General features: G+C 62.2%; 15 protein-coding genes. 8 read left to right on the top strand and 7 right to left on the bottom strand.

Going from position 1 to position 13,310, the window contains the following annotated elements:
- Positions 1-43: 43 nt before the first annotated feature.
- The 6 genes from MOD31_RS08385 to MOD31_RS08360 all read right to left on the bottom strand — a co-directional run bounded on the left by MOD31_RS08385 (position 44) and on the right by MOD31_RS08360 (position 4,773).
- A complete protein-coding gene (locus MOD31_RS08385; RefSeq protein WP_250820317.1) occupies positions 44-1,573 on the bottom strand; it encodes a CYTH and CHAD domain-containing protein in 1,530 nt (509 codons plus the stop codon).
- Between the two features lie 134 nt (positions 1,574-1,707).
- Positions 1,708-2,301, bottom strand: coding sequence for an SRPBCC family protein (locus tag MOD31_RS08380; protein WP_250820316.1), 594 nt, complete (start codon positions 2,299-2,301; stop codon positions 1,708-1,710).
- A gap of 115 nt (positions 2,302-2,416) precedes the next feature.
- Positions 2,417-2,770 (bottom strand): hypothetical protein, encoded by a 354-nt coding sequence (locus MOD31_RS08375; protein WP_165450170.1) that lies wholly within the window; start codon positions 2,768-2,770, stop codon positions 2,417-2,419.
- Positions 2,771-3,357: 587 nt separating this feature from the next.
- Positions 3,358-3,621: a hypothetical protein gene (locus tag MOD31_RS08370; RefSeq protein WP_142937947.1), complete on the bottom strand. Its 264-nt coding sequence runs from the start codon at positions 3,619-3,621 to the stop codon at positions 3,358-3,360.
- On the bottom strand, positions 3,618-3,776 hold the full coding sequence (locus tag MOD31_RS08365; RefSeq protein ID WP_018778776.1) for a hypothetical protein: 159 nt from the start codon (positions 3,774-3,776) through the stop codon (positions 3,618-3,620). Before MOD31_RS08365 ends, MOD31_RS08370 begins: the two co-directional genes overlap by 4 nt.
- Positions 3,777-4,008: 232 nt before the next feature.
- Positions 4,009-4,773: an IclR family transcriptional regulator gene (locus tag MOD31_RS08360; protein ID WP_142937946.1), complete on the bottom strand. Its 765-nt coding sequence runs from the start codon at positions 4,771-4,773 to the stop codon at positions 4,009-4,011.
- 128 nt (positions 4,774-4,901) lie between these two features.
- Between MOD31_RS08360 and MOD31_RS08355 the strand changes: the two genes are divergently transcribed.
- From MOD31_RS08355 to MOD31_RS08340, 4 genes are all read left to right on the top strand, one after another.
- Positions 4,902-6,119, top strand: a complete 1,218-nt coding sequence (locus tag MOD31_RS08355; protein ID WP_250820315.1) for a CaiB/BaiF CoA-transferase family protein — start codon at positions 4,902-4,904, stop codon at positions 6,117-6,119.
- On the top strand, positions 6,116-6,916 hold the full coding sequence (locus tag MOD31_RS08350) for an enoyl-CoA hydratase/isomerase family protein (protein WP_250820314.1): 801 nt from the start codon (positions 6,116-6,118) through the stop codon (positions 6,914-6,916). The genes MOD31_RS08355 and MOD31_RS08350 overlap by 4 nt, the downstream gene beginning before the upstream one ends.
- Before the next feature lie 97 nt (positions 6,917-7,013).
- Positions 7,014-7,607 carry an AAA family ATPase gene (locus MOD31_RS08345; RefSeq protein ID WP_250820313.1) on the top strand — a complete coding sequence of 198 codons (594 nt, stop codon included), beginning with the start codon at positions 7,014-7,016 and terminating at the stop codon, positions 7,605-7,607.
- Between the two features lie 164 nt (positions 7,608-7,771).
- On the top strand, positions 7,772-8,152 hold the full coding sequence (locus MOD31_RS08340; protein ID WP_250820312.1) for a hypothetical protein: 381 nt from the start codon (positions 7,772-7,774) through the stop codon (positions 8,150-8,152).
- A 133-nt stretch (positions 8,153-8,285) separates the two neighbouring features.
- Here MOD31_RS08340 and MOD31_RS08335 read toward each other — a convergent pair whose 3' ends face one another.
- On the bottom strand, positions 8,286-9,020 hold the full coding sequence (locus MOD31_RS08335) for an NUDIX domain-containing protein (protein WP_250820311.1): 735 nt from the start codon (positions 9,018-9,020) through the stop codon (positions 8,286-8,288).
- A 104-nt stretch (positions 9,021-9,124) separates the two neighbouring features.
- Here MOD31_RS08335 and MOD31_RS08330 point away from each other — a divergent pair, with 104 nt between their 5' ends.
- From MOD31_RS08330 to MOD31_RS08315, 4 genes are all read left to right on the top strand, one after another.
- A complete protein-coding gene (locus tag MOD31_RS08330) occupies positions 9,125-10,141 on the top strand; it encodes an SPFH domain-containing protein (RefSeq protein ID WP_250820310.1) in 1,017 nt (338 codons plus the stop codon).
- 9 nt (positions 10,142-10,150) lie between these two features.
- The gene (locus tag MOD31_RS08325; RefSeq protein WP_250820309.1) at positions 10,151-11,053 is read left to right on the top strand and encodes a hypothetical protein; all 903 of its coding nucleotides are present in this window, start codon (positions 10,151-10,153) and stop codon (positions 11,051-11,053) included.
- Positions 11,054-11,122: 69 nt separating this feature from the next.
- Entirely contained in the window at positions 11,123-12,031 is a 909-nt protein-coding gene (locus tag MOD31_RS08320; protein ID WP_250820308.1) for a LysR family transcriptional regulator, read from the top strand.
- 133 nt (positions 12,032-12,164) lie between these two features.
- Positions 12,165-13,262 (top strand): tartrate dehydrogenase, encoded by a 1,098-nt coding sequence (locus MOD31_RS08315; protein WP_250820307.1) that lies wholly within the window; start codon positions 12,165-12,167, stop codon positions 13,260-13,262.
- Positions 13,263-13,310 lie beyond the last annotated feature (48 nt).

Raw genomic sequence — 13,310 nt, 5'->3', positions numbered from 1 at the left:
ACCTTTAGAAGGCGTTTTAAGGGCATTTGCTGTACACAAACTCCTACTTCTTCAGGCGAAGCTTTCGCGCCTTCTTTCCCTTCCGCAGGTACTCGTCCAGCGTCGCTTCAGCGGCGGTGCTTTCCATCGCGTGGAGCACTCCATAGGTGAAAGCGCCGTTGCTGACGCCTGGCGCGGACCCCAGCTTCAGCAGTTCCGTTTGGGCCATGACGCTGTCCTGATGGTCGCCAAGGATCGATTGAATCCTGTGGGCGGCATCCTCCAGCTTCACCGCGGGTTTGCCGTGGATGGCCTCCACTGCCGCTGCGGCAAAACGCAACTTTTTGGCGGCCTTCCGCACTTCGTGGAACGCCGTGTCGCGTTGAGGCCCGACGGCGGCTCCCACCGCTGCGTCATGCCGTTTGCGGAGCCTTTTGCCGGCTTTGTTGACGAGCCTTGCCGTGGCCTTCTTCGCCGGCGCGGAAGCCTCTGATGTCAGCGGCGGATGACTAAGAAAGGACTCCAGATTGTCCAGCAACGTGAAGTAGCGCGGGGTGTTCAACCGGTTCTTCACGGCAGACATCGCATTCCGGGCCCTCAGGGTCATTCGCTCTTCCAACTCGTCCCCGAGCTGACCCAGGACAAGCTTCCCCGGCAATTGATCGAGGCTGACCTTCAACCGTTCGTGCAAAACCTCCACATCGCGGTACCGGCCAAGTGTCTTTGCAAGCGATTTCAGCTCCCTTTCCAGATCCTTCACCGCGGCCTGCGCGAAAAGCTCGCTATAACCATGCAGCACTGCACGGATTCGGCGAATCTGGGACCTCATTTGGTGGACTGAATCGTCCCGGGCGAGGCGTACGTGGGAGTCCTGGAGGAGCATCTCAGCCACCTGCTCCTCCAGATAAAGGAGCACTGGTGTCACTGCAGGACCACTATCGCTGGGCGCTTCACGTTCTGTCTGTTCCGACGTAGGCCAAGCGTCGCCCAACGCAGTAGCCAGCTTGGAGGTACGCTCGCTCGGCTTTGCTCCGGCCTGGGAAAGTTGCTGTGTCAGTGTGCGCAGCAGGGTGTCGTCACCGTCGTCAGTTCCATCCGGTGCCAGCTCCACCTCCCATTCCCGCCAGGTCATATCGCGCGGTTCGCCGAGCATCGACCGGGCGCGGACGCGGTCATCCACAAAGTCGGCCATGCGGTGGCCATCCTTGCCGTACAAGGAGTAGCTGGTACGTTCCGTGTTCAGAGTTGCGATGGCGGCCACTGCATGACCCCGGGTGTAGGCCAGTATGCGGTCCATGAGTTCAACCGGGACAATATCGGCAGTACCCAAAGGTGCCTGAATCTCCGTTCGCCGTCCCGCGCTATGTGGGAGCTTCAAGTGCCAGCCTGCATCGGGTCCGCCCGTGCGGCGGCGCAGCGTGATCCCGCGGGCGGCGAGAGCCAAATGCCGTGTATCGAAGTAGACGGCTTCCAGGTTGTACGTGTCAGGCTCACCCGCCCGGCTTACCCCGTCAATCGCGTCAAGGCGTGGCAGCGGCGTGGACGCTTCGGCGTCGAATTTCTGCTCAGCTTCCACACTCCAGGACGTTGCCATCGCTGTCAGAACTCCTTCTGCCGCTGATCTTAGCTATGCCGCGAGGGCCGGCCCTTGTGGTGGCCGGCCCTCGCTAGGGCTACTGATGATTCGATATCCAGTTTGAGCCAGTCCTCAGCCTGGCGCCAGAGTGCCTAGAGACCAGGAGCACGCGGCTGGGGCGGCTCGGCAGGCCCCTCATTGGCTGCGGGGGCTGAGAGATCCGGGTCGACGGACGGGAATTCAGCTGTTGCCGCTCCCCCGCTGCCCAAAGGTTCACCGGTGTCATCAACATCGCCCCCGGACACCGTGCCGCGCCAAGCACCCGTTTCATGGCCTTGGGCTTCAATGAACTTCTTGAACTTGTCCAAATCCGCGCCAACCCGGAGGCTGTCCGCACCAAGGGCTGAACCCGCCTTCTCAGCAAGGCCCTCGGGTTCCCAGACAATCTCAACGTTCACCCGCGTGCGGCTGGCGTCGAGGGGCTCAAAGCTTACGGTGCCGCCGTTGCGGGGCCCGTCAACGCTGGCCCAACTCACCAAGGTATCCGGGACTTGCTCTATGATCTGCGCGTTGTACTCGCGCTTCACTCCACCCACGTTGGTTGAAAAGTGCAGGCCGGTCTCGTCAATCTGCTGTACGGCCTCCACTCCATTCATGAACTGGGGGAACGCCTCAAACTGTGTCCACTGGTTGTAGGCGACAGATACGGGGACATCCACTTCGACTGATTTATGGACGGTAGCCATAGATTTTGCTCCTTCGATCTCGTCTCGGGTGCTCATGCTGTACTGCTGGTGGCGCGCCAGCCAGCTGGCTGCTTAACCAGTGGCGCGCCTGTCTAAAGCGCGCCAGCCAAAGCTCTTAGCCGGCGTCGAAACTTTCTTCGTCATCGTCGTTGGGAGACTCTTCCTCAGGAAGGTCGTTGCCGCTTCCGTCCGGAAGGTTGCCGTTATTGCCGTCAGGCAACGAGGACTGCTCCGCGTGGGCCTGCTCCTCAGTACCGCCGAATCGGCCGGCACCGGGCTCGCCCGCACTGTCTGAGTCCTCAGGATTCAGGTGGCTGAGGTTTGGCGCGCCAGTGCCCTCTCCGAGGGAAGCCTCCTCGATATCTTCTTCCACGCGGGGCTGTGCCTGCCCTCCGCCGGCTTCCTGCTCCGCGGTAGGAGTGCCGTAGCCTCCCACTTCCTCTTCCGGTGTGGCATTCTGCTTGTCCATGTGAACTGTCCTTTCCCTGAGCGGTGGAACGTGTTAATGGAACACTTCGAACCTATAAGGCCCCTTGGTGGCATGTCCATGCCTTTGACGATAATAGTCAGCAAACTTAGTAAAAGGCTATTCGGGGCTAGGATGCCGCCGCGGGTTGGATGCCGCCGCGGGTTGGATGCCATCACGGCAGGCGCCATCAGCGCGTGCGGCATGAGCGGGCGGGCTTGAGTGCGCGCGGGCGCCAACGCGCCAACGAGGTGTCCTGCGGATCTACTTAAGACGGCTGTGGAATCTCACAGCCACCCTGAGGATCCAAGCCTGTGTAATTCAGCGGGCCGGCAACGATATTTAGCGCTATGGTGGCAAACTGCGAACACTGCGCGGGCGGTGATGTGAAATATCCCCGCTGACCGGCAGCAATAGCTCCAATAATGAGCCACACCACCACCAACAACCCGATGATTGAACCGATTCGCATCTTTTTCCCAATCGCTAAGACAAGGCCCGGCAATTAGCAGCAGACCACAGATCCTGGTTTGCCACGAGAGCGCGGCCGCGGAGGGGATATCTCCTGCTCGCGGCCGCGCTGGTGCCGATCAATCCGTAGGATTTGTTTCGGTAGTCAGACCACGCGGGTCCGCGGTCTTCTCGTCCTTTTCTTCGGCTGGTCCGGGCGGACTGGCCGATTCGCTGGGACCGGTATCGACGGCGTCGTCCGGACTTTCCGACGAAGCATCACCTGCAGGCACTTGGCTGCTCTGGCCGGGCGTCCCCGGATCCCTGGGAATGGGGTTGCCGGGGGTGGTGGTCCCATCGCGAACTTGGGCAAAACCTGCAACTTCGCTTGGGTCTGTTGTCATACGCGCGACCGGCCTCGGCCTACTACCCAGCCAATCAGTGCCAGCACCAGCAGGATGATTCCCACCCACAGCAGGAAGCTGAGGGCCTGATTGAATCCGCCTACCAAGAGCAAGATGATCGCTATAACACCGGCGATTATTAAGAGAGTGTTCATTGAGCTACGCATCCCTTTCAATAACTGTTGTCTATTCAGGAAGGCGTCCGCTGGTACTCCATTACTGAAGCGCCACCCATGCCAACGGGCACCGATGAGAGAATTTCTTCCCTATATCGCTTACGTACCCCCACGGAATTAGTTCAAACGGACCCTCTGCCCGTGAAGGGGTACGTACATAGCATCATGATAGGCGCGCATTAGGCCGGAACGAAGTATTCAGAGAGGAAACTTAGTAGCCCTTTGTGGAGAACGCTCCCAAGGCGCGGCTGATCTCCAAAGCAGTCCCCGCCGCCGCCTCGCCGTACTCCTGGTACTTGGCCGGAACAATTCTGCTTGATGGTCCGGAAATGGAGATAGAGCCCGCCGCGACACCGCCCGTGCCCAACAAGGGAACACCGATTGATGTGATTCCTGTGCTGAGGCCTTGCTCGTTGATGGAGTACCCCCGGGCCCTGGTGTCTGCGATCATCGCCCGAAGCCGGGCAGGGTCTACTACGGTCTGGGGCGTCAAAGCTTCCAGCGGACCGGCCAGATATTCATCCACAAATGCGTCGTCGGCTGCCGAAAGGTAGGCCATCCCCGTGGAGGAAGCGTGCATGGGGAGCCGCGACCCCAGGGGCAGGAACGCCCGGAGAACGTGCGGGGTGTCCAGTCGCTCGATGATCAGCATGTATCCGCGGTCCGGCACGGCCAGGTGAACGGTCTCGGTGGTGTCCAGCTGCAGCGCGTTCAGTGGGCCCATGGCGGCATCACGAATGACCGAGCCGCTGCTTCCACGGCTCGCAACAGCAAAGGCGTGGTTGGTCAGCACCCATTTGCCGGCCTGGGACTCCGACTGAGTTACCCACCCCAATTCACCCAGTGTCCTGAGCATGCGCAGCACCGTCGCCTTGGGTACATCCACCTCGCGGCTCAGCTCGGACAGGCCTGCCGGCTGGTTGTCCGAGACAGCCTCCAATACACGAATCGCCGTGACCACGCTCTGCGTACTCATCCACACTCCTGCTTGACCGACTTCCCTCAGTGCCCTACATTACAGGCGAATTCCCAAAATGAACCAACGGTTCATCCAGTGAACCGATGAAGCAAGCGCAAGTTTTGAAGGCACGAAAGGTGCACACCATGCTCAAACCACTCCGCGGGATAACCGTTATCGACCTCAGCCGTGCCCTCGCCGGCCCCTACTGCACCGCGCTCCTGGCCGACATGGGTGCCAGGATCATCAAAGTGGAAAGCGTCAACGGCGGTGACACGGCCCGCCAGTGGCCCCCGTTCCAGGACGGCCATAGCTTGTACTTCGACTCCGTTAACCGCAACAAAGTCTCCGTGTGCATCGACTTCTACTCTGAAGAGGGACGCGAAATCCTCTCAGGCTTGATCGCCGACGCGGACGTCCTGGTGGAAAACTTCAAGCCCGGCACACTGGAGAAAATGAGCTTCACTCCTGCCCGGCTGGAAGAGCTGAACCCGGGGCTCGTAGTGGGATCCGTGACCGGATTCGGCAATACCGGCCCCCTCAAGGACGACGCCGGCCTGGACCAGGTCATCCAGGGTATGTCCGGGCTGATGTCGGTGACAGGCCCCGGACCGGGCTCGGCCTACCGCGTAGGTGTGCCCATTGTGGATATCACCTCCGGAATGATCTGCGCGTTTGGAATCGTGGCCTCGCTCATGGGTGCACGGAACGGCGAGCGTCCCAGCCGGGTGTCCACGTCCCTTCTGGAAACCGCACTGAATTTGTCCGCTTTCCAAGGACAGAAGGCACTTAGCCTCGGCCAAGCGCCCACACCGCAGGGCAATAACCACCCTGTGATTGCCCCTTACGGCATGTTCGCCACAGCCACGGAGTCCATCAATATTGCTGTGGGAAGCGACAAGCAGTGGCGGGCGTTCTGCGGCTTGATCGGTGTTCCCTGGGCTGTAGAGGACCCCAGGTTCGTTACCGGGGCGGACAGATCTGCCAACAGGGATCAGTTGTCGGAGCTCATCGAAACTGCCCTGGCGGCCAAATCCGCCGCCGAGTGGGTTCCTCTGATCAGCCAGGCCGGGATCCCTTGCGGCCCTATTTATGACTACACGCAGGCCCTCGCCTCGGAGCAGGTTTCTTCTTTGGGACTGGTGCAACGCCGCGAGCGCCTGGACGGCTCCGAGCTCCCCTTGCTCCGTGGCCCCCTCAGCCTGAATGGCGAGGCCAGCGAGGTCCTCTCGCCCCCACCGCTTCTGGGCGAGCACACCGCGGATGTACTGATGGAGTTTGGAATGACGCACGACGACGTCACCCGGCTTGAGCGCGAAGGCCGCATCATGTGCGGGCCGGCAAAGATTGGAGCACAGCGATGACCACGGTTTCCGACGTCAGGGCAGGCCGTATGTCCGTCTCGATCATTGATGGCGTGGCCACCGTGGAGATCTGCAACCTGGCACAGCGGAACGCCCTGACCCGGGGTATGTGCTTGGAAATCCAGGAACTCATGCCACGCCTGGACGCCGATCCGGATGTTGCGGTGGTGGTGCTGAGGGGTGCCGGGGACACGTTCTGCGCCGGGGCTTCCATCAGTGAGCTGGCGTCGGTCCTGGTGGATCCTCAACCGGACGGCACCTCCGTGGATCATCTCAGTGGGGCCGATGCAGCCATCGCTTCCCTGTCCAAGCCTTCCGTCGCTTTGGTGGATGGCGCCTGTATGGGCGGCGGCTGGCAGATCGCTTCGGCTTGCGACTTCATCATCGCCAACGAACGTGCGGTGATCGGGCTGACTCCGGCCAAGATCGGGATCATTTACCCCCGCCCGGGCATCGAACGGCTCGTCCGCCTTGTGGGACATGCCAACGCCAAGTACATCCTCCTCACCGGACTGACGTTCAGCGCAACCGAGGCCCGGGCGCTCGGGCTGGTGGCCGACGTCGTGCCTTCCGAATCCTTTGAGGACAAGTGCGCAGCACTTGTCAGCACGCTGCGGAGCCGCTCCCGGTTCTCCATGCATGCCATGAAAAGACTGATGAACGCCGCCCCATCCGATGTTGATCGGGAATGGGCTGAGGCTTGGTCGGCGATGCCGGACAGCCCGGATATGGGGATCGGCATCAGCGCATTCCTGAATCGGGAACAGCCCCGCTTCACGTGGCGGCCTGTGGACTAAGCTGCCCCGTGATGTGATCTGCGCCTCAATCGGCACAAGTGGCGCCCTCCCCGCGTTGTACATGGAACGAGTTGTACAGAAGACGAAGGGAGGGCTCATGCTCATTGTTCTGACGGGAATTGACGGCTCAGGAAAAACGACGGCGGCCCATGCCTTGGTCGATTCCGCTCGAGCTGAAGGACGAAGCGCCCTGCTGCTCAGTAATCACGCCGCCCGGCGCCGACTATCGCTGTGGTCTGAACGTTTCGGTTGGCAGCTGCCACCGCGCGTATTGGACGTCATTGAAACCGGCGTTCGATTGTTCAACGTGCTGGTCAATCATGCGCGGGCCCGGCATTTTGATGGCTTGGTGGTGATGGACCGCCATCTCCACTGCCAGCTGGCACTCCGGAAAGCATACGGCTTGCGGCGTGGGCGGCTGCTTCCGTGGCTGCTGGAGAAGCTGCCCGCAGCCGACGCTCACGTTCACTTCGACGCAGATCCCACCGTTGCCCACGCGCGGGTCATGGCCCGTGGCACGGACAAGGAAACCGTGGCGGATCTGCGGGCGTTCCGGGAGGCATACCGTTCGCTACCCGAGTATGAAAACTTTGTTGAGGTGGACGCCAACGGCAAACCCGGCGACGCCCTGGCCCAGCTGAACCGCGCGATCACATCTGCCACCAAACCCCCCGCCCGCTCTCCCAACTGAGTCGCATCAGAGCGCGTTTTGACGGCTCAAAACGCGCTCTGCTGCTACCCAGTTGGGCAGCCCGTCACCTTCTGGCCACGTGACCACTTGACTGGTTCCCCATTCCACGACAAGTAGGCTCGCCCCATGCGCACATTTGGCAAACACTCCCATGGAAGTCACCAATGATTTCAGAGGCCCGAATCGGTCGCGGCTCTCAGAAGGTCATCGCTAGCGTGGTGGGCCTGCTCTGTTTCTTCATCATTGCAACGGCCATTCCCAGCGGAGTTCTGATGATGAGCGCAGCGCTGGTTGCGGCGATTGCGCTCCTGACAGTTTCGGTACTCCGAATAAGCGTGACCATCGAAGCGACAGGCCAGAACCTGACGGTCAAATGTCGGCCGTTCTACTCCAAGACAATTCCGCTGCAGGACATCGTTGATGCCTCCCCTGCGCCATCCAGTTCCATGATCGAAGGCTTCGGCGTCCGGTACTTGGGCCAGCGAACGTGGGGGCTGCTGGTCGGCGGTCCGGCCATCGTCCTGGAGACCCCCAGCCGCACGTAGCTCATCTCCACGCAGGACCCCGAGTCCACAGCAGCGTCCATCCTGACCCATGCTGGCAAACTGAGGGACAGATGACGGCCTATTGAGCCCTCAGTAGAGCGTTTGCTGTTACCCAGGTGGGTGCGCAGGTACGTTATTCTCTCGGCCGCATCAGCGGCGGGTTCAGTACCGCGCGGGTGGGCTGGCCCGGCGTCGGACGCGCCTCGGGGGCGAGCCTGAACAGGGCAGCCGGCCGACCGGCGTCGCCCGTTGTCATTCGTCCTGTGTCCTCCAGGAAGCCCGGCGTTCCGGTGGCTTTTCTGTGGAAGTTCCGCGGGTCAAGGCGCGTCCCCCACACTGCCTCGTACACTGCGCGGAGCTGGGCGATGGTGAATTCCTCGTCGCAGAATGCGGCGCCCAGGGGTGAGTATTCGAGTTTGGACTTTGCCCGCTCCAAGGCGTCGTCAAGGATGCGTGCGTGATCGAAGGCCAGCTCGAGCTTCCCGTCAAGGATGTCCCGCACCGGATACCACGCGGCATGTTCAGCGTCGCTGCCCGCCGACAACAGCGGAAAGTCCGGTGCCAGGAGCAGGTGCGCCACAGTGAGGACGTCACCGCGGGGGTCGCGCCCCTTCGGGCCGTAACTGCCCAACTGTTCCAGGTGTCCCGGAAGATGCTCGACGCCGGTTTCCTCCGCGAGCTCCCGGCCGGCTGCCTCAAACAGTTCCTCGCCGGCGAGAACGAAACCGCCGGGGAGCGCAGGCTTGCCCTTGAAGGGGTCGATGAGGCGGGTGATGAGAAGGACGTTCAACTCGCCGTCGCGCACAGTCAGGGCGACGACGTCGACCGTCACCGGGAAGCGTTCGGGCGCTGGATGGGATGCAGGCATGCATCAATTCTAGATAGTTATCGTCATGTTGACAATAAAGCTTGGTGACTCTATTGTTTAGTTATCGTCAACTTGACGAGAAACAAACGAAAGAGGCGAACATCATGGCAATCATCAAGCGCTACCCCTGGATCAGCCACTTCCTTGGCAGCCCCACCGGTTACGTCGTACACCTCCAGAAAGGGACAGTCAGGCACCAGGGCGTGGGTCAGGCATTCTTCTTCCGCCCCGCAAACTCCGTCCTCAGCGAGGTTCCTGTGGACGATCAGGAACTGCCCACCCTCTTCCACGCCATCACCCGCGACCACCAGGACGTCAGCGTTCAGGCCAATGTAACCTACCGCTTCATTGATCCCGTGGCCGTCTCCACCCGACTCGACTTCGGGCTCCAGACCGCCGGCAAAGCACCTGCAACCGGACGCGAGCAGGTGTCCACCATCATCGGCCAGCTCTGCCAGAGCCACGCGATCGACCAGATCGCCACCACCACACTGGCCGAAGCATTGGCACGCGGAGTCAGCCAACTCCGTCTGGTGCTGACCGACGCACTCCGTGCCGACGCGAGGCTCCAGTCCACCGGCATCGAAATCCTCGGCGTTCAGGTCCTCGCTATTCGCCCCGAAGCCGACGTGGAACGTGCCCTGCAGACACCCGTGCGTGAACAGCTCCAAGCCGAAGCGGACCGGGCCGTGTACGAGAGGCGGGCAGTCGCCGTCGAACGCGAACGCACTATTTCCGAAAACGAGATGGCGAGCCAGATTGAACTCGCCGTCCGGCGGGAGAACTTGGTGGCCCAGGAGGGTGCCAACGCCCGCCGCGCCGCCGAAGAGAAAGCTGCCGCCGGTCTGATTGAGGCACAGGGTTCAGCTGAACGAAAAGGTATTGGCGCCGAGGCTGAAGCACACCAGATCCGGTTGGTGGGCGAAGCAGCAGCGGCCCGCGAAGCAGCAACCATGGAGGTCTACCGCGGCATGGAACAGGCCACGCTCCTCGCGTTGGCACTCAAGGATGCGGCCGGCAGCCTGCCGAACATCGGTAACCTCACCATTACCCCGGACCTGCTCAGCGGAGCACTTGCCGGCCTGTTGAAGGAACCCAACGCAACAGCCGAAGCCAAGTAAGGTCACCCCATGGCAACCCCGCGCATCGTCATCGTCCACCGGCGGACGGAACTCCAGGAACTCCTGGACCGGCACGCTACCCGCGGCCAGGCCGAATTTTTCCTCCGCACCCGCGGCCGCAGCATCCAGGACGTTCAAGACCGGCACGATCGGCTCACTTCCGCCCTCGCCACCATCAGGGCTTCCGTACCATCTGATTGGCGGCAGGCCGAAGTGGAACGTGCCGACCTCAGCCGCTTCCTGCTCACCGCCGAGGACATCATTGCCGTGGTGGGGCAGGACGGGCTCGTAGCGAATGTCGCTAAATACCTGAACGGGCAGCCGGTGATCGGAATCGACCCCGAGCCCGGCGCCAACCCCGGCGTCCTGGTCCGGCACACCCCTGCAGCGGCCGCGGCCCTTCTGGGGAGTGGAGACGTTGCCCGCCTTCGCTGCCAAAATCTCACCACCGTGACGGCAACGCTCGACGACGGTCAGCAGCTTTCGGCGCTCAACGAAGTTTTCATCGGGCACGCCTCACACCAATCCGCCAAGTACTCCATCACCGTTCCGAGCGTCACGGTTCCAGGCGGGCAGAACGAGCGGCAGTCGTCGTCGGGCCTTATCGTTTCCACGGGCACCGGCGCCACGGGCTGGTGCGCCTCGATCGCCTTGGAACGCGGAGGGCGGGCCCTCCCGGCACCCACCGATCCGCGGCTCGCGTGGTTCGTCCGCGAAGCATGGCCCTCCCCCGTCACTGGAGCTTCACTGACCGAGGGCATCCTGGAAAGCGGCGAGGTTCTGCGGATTACCGTCGCTTCCGATCAGCTGGTGGTCTTCGGCGACGGCATGGAAGATGACCGGCTCACGGCATCGTGGGGGCAGGAGATCACGGTGCAGTTGGGGCAGAAGCCGCTACGGCTGGTGGCATGACGTCCACTGACCCAGCCGATTGATAGGCATAAACTATCGGAGCCCCCACCCAGGATCCGAAGGAAACCCATGGACACGCGAAAGCTCAAGTACTTCCTCGCCGTCGTCGATCATGACGGGTTCAACCGGGCAGCCGAGCATCTCCTCATTGCGCAACCGTCGCTGTCCCAGACCATAGCCGGCCTGGAGAAGGAACTCGGCGTTCCGCTCTTCCACCGCATCGGCAGGCGGGCCGTGCTGAGCGAGGCGGGCAAGGAGTTGGTGGGACCAGCCAGGCTGGTGATGCGGGACCTGGATGCAGCACAGGCAGCCGTCCAGTCCCTGCGTGGGATCCGCAGCGGGAAGCTGGACATCATCACCATGCCCTCCCCGGGAATCGAGCCCCTGACCTCCATGATCTCGGCGTTCACGCAACGCCATCCGTCCGTTCGGCTCAATGTTGGTGCGGCTTTCACTCCGGAGGAAGTGATCGAGTCGGTGCGCAGCGGCAGCCACGAGGTAGGGCTGGCCGGTTCTTCGACGCCGGTGAAGGTACCCGGCGTCGAGGTCCTTGAACTGGAGCGGCAACCGCTCATCCTAATCGTCAATCCACGGGCGGACACGTTCCCCTCCACCCACACAGCGATCCAGCGCGAGGAGCTCGGCGGCCACCGGCTGATCGCCAGCCAGCGGGGATCACTCATGCGCTGGCTCGTGGATGATGCGTTGGCCCATGGCGTGGAGGTGGAGATCGTGGTGGAAGTTGCCCACCGGACCTCCATTTTGCCGCTGGTCCTGGCCGGTGTGGGGCATGCCGTGATGCCGTCGTCGTGGGCGCCTACTGCCCATAAGGCCGGGCTCCGGACCTTGCTGGTGGAACCGGTGAACTACCTGGATGTCGCGGTGCTCAGCCGGAAGGAAAACCTCACCCCTGCGGCCAAGGCCTTCCTACAGGTTGCTGCCTCCCACACCGCCAGCACTGCTGGGACCAGGGACTGATAGGTACTACCTATCAGCCGTATCGAAACCTGGTCTTGGACGCCGACTACCCCTCCGCCGTCTACTTGAAGAGGAAGAACAGTGTGACCCGGCTAACAGGCTCACTGCTAACAAACTCAACGAGGAGGTAGGCATGAGCGCCACCCAGATATTCAGCATCGCATCGATCCCCGCCGACGGCATAGGCAAGGAAGTTGTTTCCGCCGGCCGCCGCGTATTAGACGCTCTGGCTGAGAACTCCAACGGCAAGTTCGCGTTCGACTGGACCGAATTTCCGTGGGGATCGGAGTACTACGCAAAGACCGGGCTCATGATGGATCCCAAGGGCCTGGAAGCCCTGAAGGACTTTGACGCCATCTACTTTGGAGCCGTTGGCTGGGAGAACGTACCGGACCACATCAGCCTCTGGGGCCTGCGGCTGAACATCACGCAGAACTTTGACCAGTGGGCCAACATCCGCCCGGTCAAATTCCTCCCCGGCGTCCAGTCCCCACTCCGCAAGGCTGACAACACCGAACTCGACTGGGTGGTTGTCCGCGAGAACAGCGAAGGCGAATATGCCGGCCTTGGTGGTCGCAACCTGAGCGGCCGAGGCCCCGGCAACGAAGTCGCCCTTCAGACTGCGCTCTTTACCGAAAAGGGCTGCGAGCGCATCATGCGTTTCGCGTTCGACCTCGCCCGGACCCGCACCGTGAAGAAGGTTTCCTCGGTCACCAAGTCCAACGCGCAGCAGTACGGCATGGTGCTCTGGGACGAAGTCTTCAACCGCGTGGCCCTGGACTACCCGGATGTGCAGACCGAGAGCGTGCTGGTCGATGCGATGAGCGCCAAATTCATCCTCAAGCCCGAGGACCTGTCGGTGGTGGTGGCGTCCAACCTTAATGCCGATATCCTCTCGGACCTCGGCTCGGCACTGGCCGGTAGCCTTGGCCTGGCCGCCAGCGCCAACCTGAACCCGGAGCGCCGCTTCCCGTCCATGTTCGAACCGGTCCACGGCTCCGCACCGGACATCGCCGGCCAGGGAATCAGCAACCCGATCGGTGCGATCGCCAGCGCCGCGCTCATGCTGGACCACTTCGGCCTGCATGAGGAAGCCCGCCGTGTGGAGGCCGCCATCGAAGCCGCCACCGGTTCAGGCCACTTGACCCGCGACGTCGGCGGCGACGCCACTACCGAGGATGTCACCGAGGCCATCATCAAGGCACTGGTCACCACTCTCGCAACCGTCTAAAGCGCGGACTCAAACGTTCGACGGCGGCCGGCCCGCCGCCGTCGAACG

The sequence above is a fragment of the Paenarthrobacter sp. TYUT067 genome, assembly GCF_023656375.1.
GTDB lineage: Bacteria > Actinomycetota > Actinomycetes > Actinomycetales > Micrococcaceae > Arthrobacter.
The sequence above is the reverse complement of the archived record's forward strand: the minus strand, read 5'-3'. Positions and strand labels throughout refer to the sequence as shown.

Bases quoted from the DNA above. Each gene is read 5' to 3' on its own strand.
- MOD31_RS08315 (WP_250820307.1), top strand. From the start codon at position 12,165: ATGAGCGCCACCCAGATATTCAGCATCGCATCGATCCCCGCCGACGGC.
- MOD31_RS08325 (WP_250820309.1), top strand. From the start codon at position 10,151: ATGGCAACCCCGCGCATCGTCATCGTCCACCGGCGGACGGAACTCCAG.
- MOD31_RS08385 (WP_250820317.1), bottom strand. From the start codon at position 1,573: ATGGCAACGTCCTGGAGTGTGGAAGCTGAGCAGAAATTCGACGCCGAA.
- MOD31_RS08355 (WP_250820315.1), top strand. From the start codon at position 4,902: ATGCTCAAACCACTCCGCGGGATAACCGTTATCGACCTCAGCCGTGCC.
- MOD31_RS08350 (WP_250820314.1), top strand. From the start codon at position 6,116: ATGACCACGGTTTCCGACGTCAGGGCAGGCCGTATGTCCGTCTCGATC.
- MOD31_RS08320 (WP_250820308.1), top strand. From the start codon at position 11,123: ATGGACACGCGAAAGCTCAAGTACTTCCTCGCCGTCGTCGATCATGAC.
- MOD31_RS08345 (WP_250820313.1), top strand. From the start codon at position 7,014: ATGCTCATTGTTCTGACGGGAATTGACGGCTCAGGAAAAACGACGGCG.
- MOD31_RS08375 (WP_165450170.1), bottom strand. From the start codon at position 2,770: ATGGACAAGCAGAATGCCACACCGGAAGAGGAAGTGGGAGGCTACGGC.
- MOD31_RS08380 (WP_250820316.1), bottom strand. From the start codon at position 2,301: ATGGCTACCGTCCATAAATCAGTCGAAGTGGATGTCCCCGTATCTGTC.
- MOD31_RS08335 (WP_250820311.1), bottom strand. From the start codon at position 9,020: ATGCCTGCATCCCATCCAGCGCCCGAACGCTTCCCGGTGACGGTCGAC.
- MOD31_RS08370 (WP_142937947.1), bottom strand. From the start codon at position 3,621: ATGACAACAGACCCAAGCGAAGTTGCAGGTTTTGCCCAAGTTCGCGAT.
- MOD31_RS08360 (WP_142937946.1), bottom strand. From the start codon at position 4,773: ATGAGTACGCAGAGCGTGGTCACGGCGATTCGTGTATTGGAGGCTGTC.
- MOD31_RS08365 (WP_018778776.1), bottom strand. From the start codon at position 3,776: ATGAACACTCTCTTAATAATCGCCGGTGTTATAGCGATCATCTTGCTC.
- MOD31_RS08330 (WP_250820310.1), top strand. From the start codon at position 9,125: ATGGCAATCATCAAGCGCTACCCCTGGATCAGCCACTTCCTTGGCAGC.
- MOD31_RS08340 (WP_250820312.1), top strand. From the start codon at position 7,772: ATGATTTCAGAGGCCCGAATCGGTCGCGGCTCTCAGAAGGTCATCGCT.